15 protein-coding genes are annotated in these 15,530 nt (G+C 72.1%); 9 read left to right on the plus strand and 6 right to left on the minus strand.

The features are described 5' to 3' along the window. Nucleotides 1-33: 33 nt before the first annotated feature. The 6 genes from ABWI04_RS29410 to ABWI04_RS29435 all read left to right on the plus strand — a co-directional run bounded on the left by ABWI04_RS29410 (nt 34) and on the right by ABWI04_RS29435 (nt 5,730). On the plus strand, nt 34-612 hold the full coding sequence (locus ABWI04_RS29410; protein WP_345177074.1) for a hypothetical protein: 579 nt from the start codon (nt 34-36) through the stop codon (nt 610-612). A 166-nt stretch (nt 613-778) separates the two neighbouring features. After that, nucleotides 779-1,897 carry a hypothetical protein gene (locus ABWI04_RS29415; protein WP_353834486.1) on the plus strand — a complete coding sequence of 373 codons (1,119 nt, stop codon included), beginning with the start codon at nt 779-781 and terminating at the stop codon, nt 1,895-1,897. Nucleotides 1,898-1,927: 30 nt separating this feature from the next. Further along, nucleotides 1,928-2,254: a hypothetical protein gene (locus tag ABWI04_RS29420; RefSeq protein ID WP_345177080.1), complete on the plus strand. Its 327-nt coding sequence runs from the start codon at nt 1,928-1,930 to the stop codon at nt 2,252-2,254. 28 nt (nt 2,255-2,282) lie between these two features. Beyond that, entirely contained in the window at nt 2,283-4,244 is a 1,962-nt protein-coding gene (locus ABWI04_RS29425; protein ID WP_345177082.1) for a helicase HerA-like domain-containing protein, read from the plus strand. Then, complete coding sequence (locus ABWI04_RS29430; RefSeq protein ID WP_345177085.1) at nt 4,241-4,981, plus strand: hypothetical protein; 741 nt, start codon at nt 4,241-4,243, stop codon at nt 4,979-4,981. Before ABWI04_RS29425 ends, ABWI04_RS29430 begins: the two co-directional genes overlap by 4 nt. Nucleotides 4,982-5,016: 35 nt before the next feature. Next, entirely contained in the window at nt 5,017-5,730 is a 714-nt protein-coding gene (locus ABWI04_RS29435) for a nuclease-related domain-containing protein (RefSeq protein WP_345177087.1), read from the plus strand. Between the two features lie 4 nt (nt 5,731-5,734). Here the strand turns inward: ABWI04_RS29435 and ABWI04_RS29440 are convergent, their stop codons facing one another. Together ABWI04_RS29440 and ABWI04_RS29445 are read right to left on the minus strand one after the other, a co-directional pair. Next, a complete protein-coding gene (locus tag ABWI04_RS29440; RefSeq protein ID WP_345177089.1) occupies nt 5,735-6,874 on the minus strand; it encodes a hypothetical protein in 1,140 nt (379 codons plus the stop codon). Continuing rightward, nucleotides 6,871-7,800 (minus strand): sigma-70 family RNA polymerase sigma factor, encoded by a 930-nt coding sequence (locus ABWI04_RS29445; RefSeq protein ID WP_345177092.1) that lies wholly within the window; start codon nt 7,798-7,800, stop codon nt 6,871-6,873. Before ABWI04_RS29445 ends, ABWI04_RS29440 begins: the two co-directional genes overlap by 4 nt. Nucleotides 7,801-8,267: 467 nt before the next feature. On the opposite strand from ABWI04_RS29445, the gene ABWI04_RS29450 reads away from it, so the two are divergent. Further along, nucleotides 8,268-9,044: a hypothetical protein gene (locus ABWI04_RS29450; RefSeq protein ID WP_345177093.1), complete on the plus strand. Its 777-nt coding sequence runs from the start codon at nt 8,268-8,270 to the stop codon at nt 9,042-9,044. A gap of 10 nt (nt 9,045-9,054) precedes the next feature. After that, nucleotides 9,055-9,810 carry a hypothetical protein gene (locus ABWI04_RS29455; protein ID WP_345177096.1) on the plus strand — a complete coding sequence of 252 codons (756 nt, stop codon included), beginning with the start codon at nt 9,055-9,057 and terminating at the stop codon, nt 9,808-9,810. Here ABWI04_RS29455 and ABWI04_RS29460 read toward each other — a convergent pair. Next, entirely contained in the window at nt 9,767-10,477 is a 711-nt protein-coding gene (locus ABWI04_RS29460) for a response regulator transcription factor (RefSeq protein ID WP_345177098.1), read from the minus strand. The genes ABWI04_RS29455 and ABWI04_RS29460 overlap by 44 nt on opposite strands. A gap of 56 nt (nt 10,478-10,533) precedes the next feature. Here ABWI04_RS29460 and ABWI04_RS29465 point away from each other — a divergent pair, with 56 nt between their 5' ends. Next, nucleotides 10,534-11,481, plus strand: coding sequence for a S16 family serine protease (locus ABWI04_RS29465; RefSeq protein ID WP_353834487.1), 948 nt, complete (start codon nt 10,534-10,536; stop codon nt 11,479-11,481). Nucleotides 11,482-11,516: 35 nt separating this feature from the next. Here ABWI04_RS29465 and ABWI04_RS29470 read toward each other — a convergent pair whose 3' ends face one another. The 3 genes from ABWI04_RS29470 to ABWI04_RS29480 all read right to left on the minus strand — a co-directional run bounded on the left by ABWI04_RS29470 (nt 11,517) and on the right by ABWI04_RS29480 (nt 15,277). Then, entirely contained in the window at nt 11,517-12,863 is a 1,347-nt protein-coding gene (locus tag ABWI04_RS29470) for a J domain-containing protein (RefSeq protein WP_345177104.1), read from the minus strand. A 144-nt stretch (nt 12,864-13,007) separates the two neighbouring features. Beyond that, complete coding sequence (locus ABWI04_RS29475) at nt 13,008-13,622, minus strand: hypothetical protein (RefSeq protein WP_353834488.1); 615 nt, start codon at nt 13,620-13,622, stop codon at nt 13,008-13,010. A gap of 278 nt (nt 13,623-13,900) precedes the next feature. Beyond that, nucleotides 13,901-15,277, minus strand: a complete 1,377-nt coding sequence (locus tag ABWI04_RS29480) for a hypothetical protein (RefSeq protein WP_345177108.1) — start codon at nt 15,275-15,277, stop codon at nt 13,901-13,903. Nucleotides 15,278-15,530: the final 253 nt, after the last annotated feature.

Genomic DNA, 15,530 nt, shown 5'->3' on the forward strand with positions numbered 1-15,530 from the left:
GCGTCCGGGACGCGACCGCGCACGGTTCCAGGCATGAGCGAGGAGGACGACCGCGTCAGGGGGCCGGCGATGCTGGCCGCGACCAACATGCTGAAGCCGCCGCCCGCGGTGATCGGCAGCGTGAACAAGGACATCACGCTGCCCCGTACGGTCAGGCTGACCACGCTCATCGCGGTGCTCATCGGAGCGGCGGCGGGCTTCCTGTTCGCCTTCCTGGTCTTCGGCCCGGGACTGAACGCGCTGATGTACGGACCGGTGCTCGGCGGGGCGGCCGGCTGGGCGACCGTCAACCTCTCCCCGCTGCGCGGGGAGTCGCTGGCGACCTGGCTGGGGCTGCAGATCAACGGGACGCGCAACCGCAGGCTCGTCGTGGACGACCGGCCCGTCCGGCTGTACATCGGCATCGCGCCGCTGCGCCGCACGGCCGCGGGCACGGTCCGCATGCTCCCCGGCGGCGTTCCGGTGGACGCCGTCCGCTGGGACCCGCGCGGTTACCCGCTGCAGGAGATCCCCGGGGCGGACAGGCTGCGGGCGCCGCGCCGCAAGGGCCGAGCGCTGAAGGCCTCCACCCAGCTGTCCAGTGGGCGCGGTGGCGGCAAGCGCCGCGGGTGAGCCGACAGGTACTTGCGCATCCGGGTGAGGGCCGCACGGTCCTGGCTGCAGCGTGACAAATAGAGGAGGGACAATGCCGGAACAGTCACCCACTCGTTTCACCATGGTGCCCGCCCGGCGTTCCAGTGAGCCGACCGCTCGCAGACGGGCGCGGAGGATTCTGGCCGTGCTCTTCCTCGCCGCCGGGCTGAGCATCGTGGCCGTGGTCATCGCCATTTCCAAGGGGAGCGGCGAGACGGACCTGAGTTCGGTCGACCCGAAGGGCCGCGACCTGGCGTACACCGCGGCGGTCAACTTCCTGACCGGCAGGCAGCAGGACGTGCCCCACGCGGAGTCCTTCGACCCGCAGGCGGCGCTGGCGCAAGGCACCGGCGGGACGGCGGCGACCCCGCTCGACTACCGGGCGTTGAACTGGGTCGGGTTCACCCCCCAGCATTTCGGGACGAAGGACCTCGGTTTCACCGAGTTCGAAGTCCACCACTTCCTCGTCGTGATGAACGATTCGGGGGCGGGGACCTCGCCGGCTCCCTCCCCGGCGTCCACCGGCACGCCGCCCGCGTCTCCGGCCGGCAGGACGCCCGCGTCTCCGACCGGCGGGGCGCCCCAGGCGGGTGTGCCCACCCCGGGTGCGTCCACCCCGGGCGCGCCGACCCCGGGCGCGACGGGCGCCACCCCGCAGGGCGCTCCCACGACGAGTCCGGGGCCGGAGGCCGGAGGCAGTGAGTCCCCGTCGGTGAACTCGCACGTGCTCCAGCTGGACGTGACGGTGCTGCTCGACCCCTCAGGGCCCCGGCTGGCCGCCGCACCCGCCTTTTCGGTCTGGAAGAACGGGGCCGGCAAGCCGAAGGGAACCGGCGACTACACCAATTACAACGGACTGACCACACAGGTCAGCACCGAGTCCAAAAACCAGATTCTGCGGTGGGCCGCGGCCTATGCAACAGGCGATTCGGCGGGACTGCTCGCCGTTACCGGCGACCAGGACTCCTCCCACCGGTACGAGGGCCTGTCCGGGTTCCGCCTGGCGGACTCGCCCCAGGCCGTGCAGATCCTCTCGGCGATCAAGACGCTCGACGACCAGCTCGTCGTCCGGGTGCGGATCATGCTTGCCAGAGCGGACCAGCCCGGGACGGTTCCTGGAAAGAAGACCGTTCAACCATTCACTAGCTTCGCTGACTTCGATCTGCTGGTGGGAGCCAGCGGAGCGCAACCACCAGTGCTCGCGTGGGGTCCTGCCGGTTCCGCGGCGGATATGGAGCCCTACAGCAACGCACTGCAGAACTGACCGGGGCCTTACAACCTGGAGGGAATGAGAATGTCAGTTCCTGGTTTGTACATACTTGCGGGACCAGATCTTGGAACCAAGGGTAGCGACAGCTTTTTCGATTCGCCCGCGGGCAAGGCGCTCGTCGCCATCTGCGGCGCGATCGCGGTCGTCATCGTGGTGATCGGCATCCTCCGGATGGTCAACGGGATCGGCCGTGGACGTCCGGGTGAGGCCTTCAAGTCGCTCATGTTCGCTCTGCTCATCGGCGGAATGCTGTTCAACCTCGGTATCACCGTCAAGGGCGTCAACATGATGAGCGGCCTCGTCGTGAAGATCTTCGACAGCGTCAACAGCGTCGCCAATAGCGGCGGTTGACGCAGGCACCTCAGCGTAAGGAGTGACGATGGCGGACTCGAGGGGCAGGCCGGACGACAGACCCACGGACCTGGTCGGTGGTGGTTATGTCTTCCCCACCGTGGTCCTGCTGGTGTTCGCGGTCATCCTGGCCGTGCTCATCCCGGCTCTCTGCGCCTGGGTCCTGCTCATCCCGCTGCGCCGTTTCCTCGCCCGGCGGGACTGGGCCATCGTCACGCTGGCCGGTGTGGTGGGGCTCGCCCTGCGGGCCAAGGAGAACGCGTACGCCTACGGTTACTGGCTGGCCAGCTTCGCCGACTTCGGCCCGGGGGAGCCCGGGAAGGTGCCCGTCACCGTGCTGCTGTCGCTGACCGCGGTGCTCGCGGGGCTCTTCGGCCTGATCGTCGGCAGGGCCCGCGGGTCGGTGATCATGGGGCTGTCGTCCTTCCTGCGCAAGAAGAAGAAGTTCGTCGACCTGTTCGACGGCACCTGGTTCCGGCAGAAGGAGCTCGTCGACGACCCGATCACTCCTCGGGACGGCCGGCGGGAGATGCTGAAGAAGCGGGTGGCCACCCGGGTGACCGTGGCCGACATCCCGGCGGTGCACGGCCCCTACGCCACGGAGAAGGCCAGGAAGACGCCGATCAAGGCCAAGACGATCCCCCTGGGGCTCGGGGCCAACGACCGGCCGGTGTTTCTGAGCACCCAGGAGATGGGCATGCACGGCGCCGTGGTCGGCTCCACCGGCAGCGGCAAGACCGTCACGCTGATGTGGATCATCGGGGCGGCACTCGACATGGGCTTCGACGTCACCGTCCTCGACATGAAGGAGGACACCGAGCCGGGCGGCCTGCGCGACTTCCTGCGCGCCTACGCGCAGGCGCACCGCATGCCGATGCAGGAGATCGCCCTCGGCGACGAGCAGCCGGCCTTCTGGTTCAACGCCCTCGCGGGCATGTCCGCCGACGAGGCGTTCGACACCATCATGACGATGGTCGAGTTCGACGACGCCTACTGGCAGGCGCTGAACCGCAAGGTCCTCCAGCAGGTCGTCCAGATGCTGCACGAGGCCGCCGAGGTCGCGCCGGACCGTTTCGCGCCGCCCAACATGCTCGAGATCGGCAAGATCATGGAGCACGGCGAGAACATGAAGGGCGCGGTCAAGGAGCAGGTCCTCGCGATCGACGGGGTCCGCGGCTTCGGCCACTGCACCGAGCGCTACACCAACGTGCTCCGGCCGTCCCGCGACGAGGGGGTCTCGGCGGCGAGCTTCGGCACCAAGCTGACCGGCCTGTACGACTCGGGCGCGGGCCGCCGCATCCTGGTCCCCGGGCAGGACCGCCAGATGATCGACGTCCGGCGGGAGGGGCTCACCTACATCGGGCTCAACTCCCTCGGCCAGCCCGACATGGCGAAGATCCTGTCCTCCTCGGCGCTGCAGCGGCTGTCGGTGTACGCCGCGCAGCGGATCCAGGGCCGCGCCCCCAAGGACAAGCCGCGGCTCATCGTGGTGGACGAGGCCAACTTCATCGACCGCGAGATCGCCATGAACATGCTGTCCAGGGTCCGGTCCGCGCTGTTCAACATGATCCTCTGCACCCAGGGGCCGACGGACTGGATCGACAAGGACGGCGACGACTGGTCGCGCCTCACCCAGAACATCAACTGGCTGATCGCCATGGCCCAGTCGTCCCCGGAGGCCGCGGAGAAGTGCGCGGACTTCCTCGGCATGCGCGACAACAACAAGTTCAGCGAGCGCGTCGGCCAGGACGGCCACACCCAGAACCTGCAGGCCATGGGGGAGGAGCAGTACATCGTCTTCCCGAAGGAGCTGCGCGCCCTCGGCACCGGTGAGGGGTACCTGCGGGTCAACAAGCCGGCCAGCAGGGTCGAGTACGTGATCATTCCGATGCGGAAGCAGGAGCTGGACCGCTACCAGCCGCCCGCGCCGCACGGCGTGCCGGTCACGATGCCGCTGGGCGGCCCGCAGGGGACGAGGGGAACGGTGTGAGGCCGCCGCGGCGCCGTCCTAAGGACGAGGCGCGCCCGAAGGGCGAGGAGCGGCCGAAGGAGAAGGCGCGGCCGGACGACGAGGCGCGGGAACGGCGGATCGACCCTCTGGCGGTCGCCCTGGAGTCCTCGATCATCGTGCTGCTCGGCTTCGTCCTCGCGGGCCTCTCGATCGGGCTGCTCATCCTCCAGGCCGGGGACGTCGTCACGTTCGACGTGGGGGACGTGGTCACCGCCGGTGCGGCGGGCGTCGCCGCCGCCGCGGTGGTCCGGCTGAACGTGCGGCTCCACCGGCGCTGGAAGAAGACGATCGGCAGGTTCACCGCCGCCGCCGCGCTGTGCGCCCTCGCCGGGGCCGCGGGAGCCCTCGTGGTGCTGGTGCCGAGCGAGTGCCCGGGCGGGCTCTTCAGCACGGGCCGGTGCGGGGTGCGCGAGGCGGCCGCCTGGGGGCAGGTGGCCGGGCTGGCCTCGGTGCTGAACTTCATGATCGCCGGCATGGCGCTGGCGGTCTGGCGGCTCGTCCGGCGGCTCGCCCGGGAGGTCCGGGACGTGGTCCGCGACGGGTCGGAGCAGGGCGTCGCCTGGTTCAGGGCGCTGAAGAACGTCCGGAAGCGCCGGGGCGGCGCGCGCGAGGCCGGCGGGGAGGCGCGCGGCGCGCAGGACTCCAAGGGCCGCCCCACGCCGCGCCGTGCGGACGCCGAACAGGCCCGCCGCAAACGGCTCCGCGCGCGGGCCTGAGCCGCGGCCCCGGAGTGAGCGTCCAAGGGAGATCCATGTACGAGGTCGGACGGGCCGGAGACTTCGTCTCCCGGCAGATGTGGCGCCACCGGACCCGGGGGTCTCTCTACGCCGCCGGGGCCGCCACGCTGGCTCTCACGGCCGCGGGCGCCCTTCTGGGGGCGCTGCTCCTGGACGGCGGTGCGCTGAGAGTGTCGGCGGCGGTCGCCGGGGTGGCCGCGGCGGCGGGATGCGGGTACGCGTGGATCCGCGCAACGCGGGCCCTGGGGCAGGCCCGGCGGTCGGCCGTGGGCGCGCGGTCCGAGCGCGAGGTGCGCGCGGCCGTCCGGCGCACGGACTCGGTCGCGGCGGCCTACGGGCTCGTCCTCGGCTCCCGCGGCGGCGACTGCGACACGGTGGTCTTCACCCGCGGCTGCGGGGCCGCGGCCATCGAGGTGAAGACGGGCCACGGCCGGGTCTCCGCCGAGGGCGGCACCATGCGGGTCGGCAAGCGCGTGCTGCACGGCGACCCCGTCCGGCAGGCGGCGAACCAGGCGCGGAGGCTGTCCCGCAAGCTGGGCGGCAGGACGGTCCTGGCGGTCGTGTGCGTGCCGGGAATGCGGAATCGGCCGTTCACCACTGCCGACGGCGTGTGGGTGTGCTCCGCACGGGACCTGCAAGCGGTCCTGGACCGTGCTCCGCGCGTCTTCGGCGCGGCGGAGGAAGCGCGGGAGACGATGCGGGGCCTCTGGCATGCGGCCCCGGCCTGACCGGCTACGGCACTTCCGGACGCCACATCAGCGAGGCGACGACCAGCAGGACGCTCATGCAGGTGATGACGAGGGTGATGAGCGTGGGCATGAGGTCGACGCCGCCGAGCCCCGGCAGCCGGCCGGACCGCGAGCGGCGGACCGCGCCTGCGGCTTCGTCCGGCGCCTCGTCCGGGAGGACGTCGTCGGTGTGCTCTTCGAAGAACCAGCCGCTCTGCGGGGTGCCGGCGGCGCCGTTCTGGTCGGCGGCCGGCGCCCAGCCCGCGGCGGGCTCCGGTTGGTACGCGCCCCCGGCCGTGGGGAAGCCGTGAGGCGGCGCCGCGGGCACCGCACCGGGCGCGCTGGCGGGCGGGTAGCCGACGCCGGGGGCGGCGGTGTGCGGGGCGCTCGCCGGGGCGCCGAAGGGCGACCCGGGCGGCGTACCCGGCGGCACGCCATGGTTCGGCGGCGCACTGGGAGTCGGCGCGCTGGGAGCCGGGGCGACGCCGTAGTTCGGGGCAACGCCGTGCTGAGCGTTCGGCGGGAAGTTCTGCTGGGGGCTTTGCGGGAGGCTTTGCTGGGGGCGCGGCGGGATGTTCTGCGGCGCGCTTGGCGGAACGCTCTGCTGGGGGCGCGGCGGGATGTTCTGCGGCGGGCTTGGCGGAACGTTGTTCTGGGAGCGCGGCGGGACGTTCTGCTGGGGGCTCGGCGGGACGTTCTGCTGGGAGCGCGGCGGGACGCTTTGCTGGGAGCGCGGCGGGTTCGTCGACGGGGCGGGACGGGTGTTCCGCTTTCCGGAGGGGGCTTTGGAACCGGCGGCCTTCGCGCCGGTTCCGCCGGGCGCCGCGCTGGGCGCGGAGGAGCCGGGCGCGGAGTTGGGACCGCTCCAGTCTCCGCCGGGGGCCTCGGTGGGCGCCCCCGGGGCGGCGCTCCAGGAGTCCCAGGTCCCGAGCGAGGCCCAGGGGTCGCTCTGCGCGGGCTCCGCGTCGCGCCGCGGCTGCTCGGACTCGGGGGCGGCGGACTTCCCGCCGGCCGCCGGCGGGGCCGCGGCGGGTTCCTCGGCGGCGTCCGCGGTGTCATCGATGATGACCCACGAGGACGCCTCCCCGGCGCCGCCGGCCGCTCCCGCGCCGGGGCCGCCCGCGTGCTCCCGTCCGTCGTTCATCCTGCCCGTCCTTCGATCCTCCGGGCGCCCTCGGGCGTCTCGACGACGGGCTGGAGCAGCTTGGCCAGCGCCTTCTGCTGGATCTGCCGCACCCCTTCGCGGGACAGCCCGAGTCGTTCGCCGATGACGCGCAACGCCTGCTCCGGCTCGCCGTCCAGTCCGAACCGGCGCGTCAGTACGTACCGTTCGCGGGGGTCGAGCAACGGCAAGCCGCGGCTGCTGAGGGCGCGCAGGTCGAAGCGGAGCATCACCTCGTCCTCGATGCTCGGGGACGCGTCGGGCAGCCGGTCCTCCCACGCGACGTCGTCCTCGCCCGGACCGCCCGCGACCGTGTGCAGGCTGTCCAGCCGGGGGGCGTCGAGCACGCGGCGCACCTGGGCCTCGGTCACGCCCGCGCGGCGGGCGATGTCGGCGTGGTCGAGCGGGGCGTCCGGCCCGGCCTCCTCCAGGAACGCCCGCTCGGCGGCCAGGATGGCCGGGCGCTTCTCGAAGTCCCCGGGATTGAGGTTGGGGTGGTCGGCGTCCCGCACCGCGCGCAGCACCTCCCGCTGGATGGGCTTGAACGCCCAGCTGGCGAAGGGGCCGCGGTTGGGGTCGTAGGAGGCGATCGCCCAGAGGAGCCCGACCTTGCCGGCGCTCTCGAAGTCCTCGATGTGCTCGCTGGACTTCGACGTGAACATCGTGACGTACCGGCGCACGAGGCCGAAGTTCGCGATCATGATTTCCAGCGTGAGGTCGTCGAACTCACGCTCGACCCGCCGTAGCACCAGTTCCGAGAGCATGTCGATCTCGCCGGAGTCGGCCCGCGCACGCAGCGCGGCGAGGCGCTCCTGGAGTTCGTGGCGACGGGCGAAGAGCTCGTCGTTGCGGGTACGGAACTCGTCGGCGGTGGGGCGCTCACCACGCCCTGGCTGCTCGCTGTCCATCCGTCTCCCTCGGCTAGTCGGGAATGCGAGGCTGGAGTTGTAGCTATGCACGTTCGATGCCGAACGGACCGGGAACGGTCGGAACTGAAACAGATCGTTGATACGTTCGCAGGCCGTTCGGACGGTCGCGAGACACTTGCTCGGCCGCTGAAAACGCGCGCTCGGCCGGGCGCCGGCGGAAGATCGCAGTTGAGCGCATCGCGGGGAGGCGCGCGACAGTCCGGAGAGGGATCCCCCCGACAAGTTCGTTGACAGAAAATTGACCTTCTATGGATCAGCTGTTGCCCCGCTGATGGTCGTTTGGTGTACACGCGGTGTGCCGGCAGCGGGAACGCCGAACCAGTTCCCCGCGTCGGGTTGCGGATTCCGGAACCGACGGACTCTAGAGGGCAGGGGGCAGGCGCTTAGGCTGCGGTAGGAACAGGCGAGGCCACGGGCCTCGTCTGCCAACGAAAGGAAGAACGACGGTGCAAACGATCCTCAGCGATCTCGGTCTCGAATCTCCGCTCGTCGGGACGACGGTGACCGCACACATCAGGTCGAGCGGCCCGGACGGGTTCCGCTGCGCCGTCTATGACGTCGCGACCGGGGAGGCCCGCGACGCCCTGCTGCCGCGCGCCGACGCCTTCGACCTGCCCGAGGGGGCCGCCCCGCCCGAACTGGCGGCGGGCAGCAAGGTCATCGCGCTGGTCGTCGGCGTCACCGCCGGCGCGGACCCGGGCTCCGAGCGGCTCATGCTCTCGGTCACGGCGCCCGAGCTCGTCGAGCGCCTGCTGGCGGGGTTCGTCGACGAACTGCTCAACGGCAAGGTCGTCATCAAGGCCATCGCCCGGGTCGCCGGGACCAAGACGAAGATCGCCGTGGCGCCCACCGTCACCGGCGTCGACGCGCGGGGAGCCTGCATCGGCCGCGGCGCGAGCCGGCTGAAGGGCGCCCAGAACCTGCTGAACCACGGCTACGGCAGGGAGCGCCTGGAGATCATCGAGTACGCCAAGGACCCGGCCGCCTTCCTGGTGAACGCCATGAACCCGGTGCAGGTCACCGACGCGCTCGCCGAGCGCGGGAACGCGATCGTCGCCGTCGAGGAGCACCAGCTCTCCGGCGGCATCGGCGAGGGCGGCCTGAACGCCCAGCTCGCCGGGCGGCTGACCGGCCACTACGTGCGGGTCGTCAAGACCGGCACCGACCTTCGCGAGGCGCTCGACCAGCTCGTGGCCGACAAGGCCGCCGCGGAGAAGGGCTGAGGCGACCGCCGTGGTCCCGGTGGTCGTGCACGCCCGGGCGGGGGTCCCGCCCTGCGGCGTAGAGGATCTGAGCGGCCCGGCCGGGGGGACCCTGGACCGGGAGACGCTCGTCGCGGCCGGCCAGGCGCTGACCTGGCGGTCGGTCTTCACCAGCGGCTCGCTCACCGCGATCCCGCTGACCCCGGCGTCCGCGGTGATCATCGGGCACGACGGGGAGACGCCGCCGGAGCTGTGGCACGACCGGTTCACCCGGGGGTTCGCCCACCGGATGGCGGGCGAGCTCACCATCGCCTCGGTCACCGCGGGGCTGCTCGGCGAGACGGTCTCCGGGAACCGGGACGAGGACGCGAAGCTGCTCGGCTCGGCGATCGACGGGCTCGCCCGGCTGCTCACCGACCTGGAGGAGGCGTGCTCGCCCGGCGAGAAGGCGGACCGGATCGTGGCCGACACCGTCCGGACCCACTCCGCCCTGCTGGGCGCGCTCGCCCACCAGCAGGTCTCGGCCCGCGACCAGGGCGACTTCATCGTCCACACGGTGCGGTCGGTCGCCCGGCACCTGACCCGGTCGGACCTGGAGTCGATGCGGGCCCGGATCGGGCTGCCGTGGCCGGCCCGCGTGACCAGCGGTGTCGGCGATCAGCTGGGGCTGGCCCGGTGGCGGGCCACCATGCAGTCCGACGGCGACCAGATGTGGTGCCGGCTCGAAGCGCAGAACGTCCTGGTCACCGAGCTGTGGCTGCGGAATCCTCAGGAGCCGCCGGAATGAGGTACCCGAATCCCGTCCGGGTCACGATCACGCCGTCGCCGAGCTTGCGGCGCAGCCGGGACACGTGCTCGGCCAGCGTCCGGGAGACGCCCCGGTCGGTGCCCCACACGTGCAGCATGATCTCCTCCTTCGAGACCGCCCGGCCGCGGTTCACCGCCAGGAACTCCAGGACGGCGTACTCCATGGGGGCCAGCCGCACCTCCGCTCCCTCCCGGAACACCTGCCGGGCGGTGAAGTCGACCCGGACCGGCGGGATGTCGAGGAGGTCGCCGCGGGTCTCGCCGGCGTGCCGGGCGATGGTGCCCGCGCTGCGCCGGAGCAGCGCCTGGATCCGGGCGATGAGCACTTCCGGGTGGAAGGGCTTGACGACGTAGTCGTCCGCGCCCAGCCGCAGCCCGAGCGCCTGCTCGTGCGGCTCGGAGCGGGCGGTCAGCAGGATGATCGGCGTGGTGTTCCCCTGGTCGCGCAGCTGGTCGATCAGGGACAGCCCGTCGATGTCGGGGAGGTTGATGTCCAGCAGTGCGAGGTCGATGTCCCCCCGGCGCAGCGCCAGCCGGGCCAGCTCGCCGTTGGCCACCGACTCGACCTGGTAGTGGCGCTTGCGCAGCAGTCCCGACACGAGCTTCACGAGACGCGCATCATCATCTACCACCAGGATCCGCGCCATGGCGCCATGATAACGGGGGTGCGACAGCCATCCGGAGTGGCAGGAAACAGGCCGAGGTGCCGGCAGGGCGCCGTGTGCTGTACGGCGTGGTCGCGGCCGTCGTCGTCCTGAGCGTCTTCGGGATGAGCGGTTCGCCGTACAACCGGGTCGGTCCCGGGCCGGCGATCCAGGTCGGCCGCCCGGAGGGCGGGTCCTGGTCGGTCCTGACGGCCCGCGTGCAGCGCAGCAACTGGTTCCAGTGGGGGAAGGCCGAACTCACCGGGGAACGCCTGGTCCGGGACGCGGGGCCGGGCCGCGGCGCCGCTCCGGCGCCGGGCGCCGACGCGATGAGCACCGCGCAGACGCACGCCGCGCTGGTCGCCGCCCAGCTCGCCGCCGGGCGGGCACCGGTGAGCGCCGCCGGCCTGCAGGTGAGCGCGGTCGGCGGGGCGGCCGCCGGAAGCGGCCTGCGCCCCGGCGACGTCCTCCTGGCGGCGGGCACCGCCGACCGTCTGACCCCGCTGCGCGCACCGGCAGACCTGGAGACGGCGGTCGCCGGGCGCGCGACCGTGCACGTGCTCGTCGTCCCGCACCTGTCCGGCGACGCGTGGGGGAGCGCCGAGGTCCGGCGGTTCCCCGTCGGCCGGCTCGCCGGGACGGTGGCAGGCCCCACCGTCTCGGTCACCGCCTACCCCCTCGGCCCGGTGGAGGGGCCGTCGGCGGGGCTCATCCTGGCGCTGGCCCGACTCGACGCGCTCACCCCGGGCGACCTGACCGGCGGGCGCCGCGTCGCCGGGACCGGCGCGATCGGACTCGGCGGGACCGTGACCGGCGTCGGCGACGTCCCCGAGAAGGTGCGCGCGGCGGTCGAGGCGCGCATGGACGTGTTCCTCGTGCCGATCTGGCAGCGGTCCGCCGCGGTCGCGGCGGCCGAGGGCACCCGCCTGCGGGTCGTGCCGGTCCGCACGGTGTCGGAGGCCGTCGAGCGGCTCTGCGCCGACGGAGGCCGCGCTCCGATCTGCTGACGCCCGGCTTGCCGGGACGGCGGAGGCGGGATCGCTCAGGGGCGGCGGAGGTGGGGCAGCAGCGCGGCGAGCACGCGCCGGTCGACGACGGGGTCGCTCTCCCCGAGCCAGGCCGCGATCCGCTCGCTGACCTGCTCCAGGGAGCCCGCGAGCAGGTCGCCGTACTCGGGCTCGGGGAACCGTGCCTGGGACGACCGCACGGGATCGTCCGGAAGCACGGCGACGAACCCGCGCACCCGCACGCGGCGCGGCACCACCTTGCGGATCTCCTTCACCGCGGCGCCGATGCCGGTGTCGCCGCCGGGGAACGGGCGCCCGATGGCCGTGAGCGCGCCCTTGCCCGTCCAGGCGTAGGCCCCGGCGGGCCAGCGGCGGGCCATGACGACGGCGAGCCGGTCGCCCCGCAGCACGACGTGCTCGACATAGTGCACCGCCTGCCCGGACGGCCGCGGCGCCGTGAGCGCGTGCACGATCCGGACCCCGTCGAGCCGGGCGAGCCGCTCCAGCCCGGCGGCGCTCTCCCGCGCCACCACCTGCCGGGAGAGGTCGTGGTCGAGCCCCGCCCCGGGCACGTTGAAGATCTGGTAGTCGAGCGACTCGGGGGCGATCAGCCGGTCCAGCTCGCGGCCCTTCCGGACGAGGTGCGGCGCCGCGGCCAGTCCCGCGCCCCCCACGGCGAGCCCCAGCAGCACGCCGCAGAGCGTCCAGAAGGCGCCGCCCTTCGTCTCGGCGGCGGCGAGCACGGCGCCCCCGGCGAACGTCAGCACGCACACGGCCCAGAGCCAGGACAGGGACCGCAGCGTGGGCTCCAGCGCGATGAGCGGCATGGCGACCACGGGGAAGGCCACCAGGAGGAGGAACCCGAGCGGAAGCCCCGCGGGCCACAGCGCGAACACCGCGACCAGGAACACCACCGTCCATGCGGCGACGGCCGCCACCCGGTACCAGTGGGAGCCGAACCGGGGGCGGACGCGCGGGGCGGAACCGGGCGGGGGCGCCTGCGGCTTCGTGAAGGAGGGACCGGGCGGCGGGGTGCCGGAAGGGCCTCCGGATCCCGCGCCTTCCCGCCGTCCCCCGCTCTCCGCCCCCGGCCTCGGACCTGGCCCCGGCCGCGGCTCGGGATCGGGGGCCGGGTCGGGTTCCGGCCGGGAGGGAGGCGGCTCGGGCGGGGCCGTCCGGCCGCGAGCGTCGTACGCGGCGCGGGACGCCGGGTCCTTCAACGTGTCGTACGCCGTCTTGACCAGCCGGAACAGGCCGGAGGTGCCGCTGGCGTCGGGATGCACCGCGCGCATCGCCCTGCGGTACGCCCGCGTGATCTCCTCCGGCGTCGCGGTCCGCTCCACGCCGAGGAGTTCGTAGTAGTCCGGCTGATCGCTTCTCATCGCATCCCACTCGTCATCGGTCGTCCCTCCCGACCGTCCGCTGTTCCCGCCCCGCGGCTGGCCGGGAGCCGGCGGTGAGCGAAGACGGGCGGGGAGAACGGCTCCTCCCCGCCCGGCTCACTGGGTGCGCCTCGCAGCGCGCGGTCAGTCCTCCGCCGCGGGGACCGCCCAGAGGGTGATCATCGTGGCGGCGAACGTGGCGACCCCCGCGATGACGCAGGGGATGACGACCTGCCAGGCCGGGAACGTGGTCAGGGCCATGGCGCCCACGCCCGTCAGGCTGAAGGAGGCGGTGAAGAGGCCCCCGATCGCCGCGCCGAGCACGGGGTGGTGATACCCGCGCCACGTCCGGCGCAGGGACTGGACCGTCTGCGCGGTCCCGATGTAGAGCAGGATCACGCAGACGATGAACGGCACGACCACCGCGTCGAACGCCCACAGCAGCAGGAACACGGCCACGGTGGGGTAGAACGCGAGACGGAGGATCTCCTTGCGGTAGTTCGTCCAGCTCGCGAGGAGTTCGATCTCCTTGACCCGCGGGACGTCCGCGCGCTCGCGGAGCCACGGGAGGCGCAGCGCCAGCAGGAAGAGCAGGGCGGTGACGCCGGTCGCCGCCGTGATCACGCTGAAGGCGATGTGCACGCCCTGGAGGGTCCGCCCCGTGGGGACGTGGAGCACGGTCGCCGCGACGAAGACCCACGCCAGTGCGGCCGACAGGACCCGGGCCCTACGTGCCCGGGTTGATTCGGTTCTGGACATTCTGTTCTCGCTTTCCGTTGAGACGGGATCTGCCGGTCCCGAGGACTCGGCAGGCAATGACGACCGTGCGAAGTGGACGGGAAACGGCAACCGCCCCCACGAGGGGGCCGACCACGCGGCCGGAAAACGGAATGCCCCGGTGGGAACGGCGTCAGCCGTCCCCACCGGGGCACCGGTGTGCTCACTTCCTCCGGCAGGAGGAAGCGTGGGTGCCTCCGGTGGAACGGCCGTGGCCGCTCCACCGGAGACGGTGGTTCCCTTCGGTGGCCGCTAGGCGACTACCGCAGGTAGCTCTCCGGGAGCAGGTCGACCGGGTCGACCCACATCCCGTGGTAGAGCCCCGAGATGCCGAGCCGGTCGTTGACCGACACGACACGTCCCGGGTCGCTGCGGTACATGACGGCCCCCTGCTCGAGGGGGACGAAGTGCGAGAAGGGGTAGACGGCGAACGAACCGCCGCGGAACGTGAGCTTGCCGTGCTCGGTGAGGACCCTGGTCCACTCCTGCACGAAGTGCTCGATGGTCTGTTCCACGTAGTCGTTGACCGACATGACGGCGCCCACCAGCATCTGCCGGAGCACCGCCACCACGTAGGAGGCTCCGCACAGTTCCTGGACCGTGCGGAGTTCCGGTTCGAGGTACTTGCCCGCGAACTTGACCTTCGTCCGGAGTTCCGGGTCGAGGATCAGGTTCCAGAGTTCGTCCCCCGAGTTCCGCATCGTGTCCACCAGGACCTGGAGGCTCGGGGCGTGGCGCCCCGGCTTCATGCCCACCAGGACCTCGTCGAGCGGTGCGAGTTCGTCACGGTCGACGATGTCCGCCGGGTCGAACCGGTCACCCTGGACCTCCCGAAGGATCTCCATGGTGCGGTCGCTTCCCTGTCGGCATCGCCTGGTGGCTTCCTCGCACCACCGCTGATAGGCCCTGGCCGAGGTCTGCTCCTGCTGCATGGCCGGGAGCAGGTAGGTCCAGTAGGCCCTCTGCGGCACGTCGATCACCTTGGGGCACCGGAGGTTCTCCGGTGCGTGCGCCATCACGTTTCCGGCGAAGGTGGCCGCCAGGCGCGCGAGGTTCTCCTCGTAGAAGGAGAGCTCCCGGACGAATCCGGCCGAGGTGATGAACTCGCCCACGTTCCCTTCCGCGCCGTGAGAGCCGAGCTGGAACGAGGTCCGCCGGCCTTCCGGGTCGGTAGAGATGGTGGCCCTGCTGCTGCCGTTGCAGCCACCCATGACGACGGACACGATCTCCGGCCTGTCGGCCAGGGCCTTGTCCGGTTCGCCGAGGATGAGCACGTGGTCGAAGGCGTTGCCGAGCTTGAAGCCGGCGTAGGCCCCCTGCACGTACGCGGAGCCGTCCTTCCTGAACCGGAGTTCGTAGACGACGCTCTCGTCCGCGACGGTGCCCGGGTCGACCGTCAGCTGGAGACCCCTCACGAGGTCCCCGACCTTCCGGCCGGCCTTGGTCGTGATCTTGCCCGCGCCGAAGTCCAGGTGCCCGAGAGCACCCTTCACCGGCTCGGGCGACCACAACCAGTTCGGCGTGATCAGGGCGCGCTCCCGTCCGAGGTGGACGGGGGTGATGCGGGACGAGTCGGGCCCGTCGGGGTCCGACTCTGTTGCCCAGCGGATGAGACCGCCGGAGTCCGGGCGTGCCATATGGCACACCTCCTTTTGGGTTGTACTGCGCCCGGGACTGAGTCCGGACGGCGCGGCTCGGAAGCCACTCACGTGGTTGAGCCACGCACAGTTGACTGTGCTGGTCGAACACGGATCGGCAAGTGAAAATCGAAATGACGGCCGTGTAACCGAGGTAACAGAAGATCGGTGACCTGGAGAGACGGGAAGAGGCGGGAACGGAGCAGTGCTCCGTTACCGGCTACCGGGTGGGAGGCGGCCCGCACTCGGCCGC

The sequence above is a fragment of the Actinomadura sp. NPDC000929 genome (assembly GCF_040492065.1).
Classification (GTDB): Bacteria; Actinomycetota; Actinomycetes; order Streptosporangiales; family Streptosporangiaceae; genus Spirillospora; species Spirillospora verrucosospora.

Excerpts from the sequence above, each read along its gene's own strand:
- ABWI04_RS29480 (WP_345177108.1), bottom strand. The coding sequence starts at position 15,277 with ATGGCACGCCCGGACTCCGGCGGTCTCATCCGCTGGGCAACAGAGTCG.
- ABWI04_RS29445 (WP_345177092.1), bottom strand. The coding sequence starts at position 7,800 with ATGGACAGCGAGCAGCCAGGGCGTGGTGAGCGCCCCACCGCCGACGAG.
- ABWI04_RS29475 (WP_353834488.1), bottom strand. The coding sequence starts at position 13,622 with ATGTCCAGAACCGAATCAACCCGGGCACGTAGGGCCCGGGTCCTGTCG.
- ABWI04_RS29425 (WP_345177082.1), top strand. The coding sequence starts at position 2,283 with ATGGCGGACTCGAGGGGCAGGCCGGACGACAGACCCACGGACCTGGTC.
- ABWI04_RS29440 (WP_345177089.1), bottom strand. The coding sequence starts at position 6,874 with ATGAACGACGGACGGGAGCACGCGGGCGGCCCCGGCGCGGGAGCGGCC.
- ABWI04_RS29470 (WP_345177104.1), bottom strand. The coding sequence starts at position 12,863 with ATGAGAAGCGATCAGCCGGACTACTACGAACTCCTCGGCGTGGAGCGG.
- ABWI04_RS29435 (WP_345177087.1), top strand. The coding sequence starts at position 5,017 with ATGTACGAGGTCGGACGGGCCGGAGACTTCGTCTCCCGGCAGATGTGG.
- ABWI04_RS29410 (WP_345177074.1), top strand. The coding sequence starts at position 34 with ATGAGCGAGGAGGACGACCGCGTCAGGGGGCCGGCGATGCTGGCCGCG.
- ABWI04_RS29460 (WP_345177098.1), bottom strand. The coding sequence starts at position 10,477 with ATGGCGCGGATCCTGGTGGTAGATGATGATGCGCGTCTCGTGAAGCTC.
- ABWI04_RS29420 (WP_345177080.1), top strand. The coding sequence starts at position 1,928 with ATGTCAGTTCCTGGTTTGTACATACTTGCGGGACCAGATCTTGGAACC.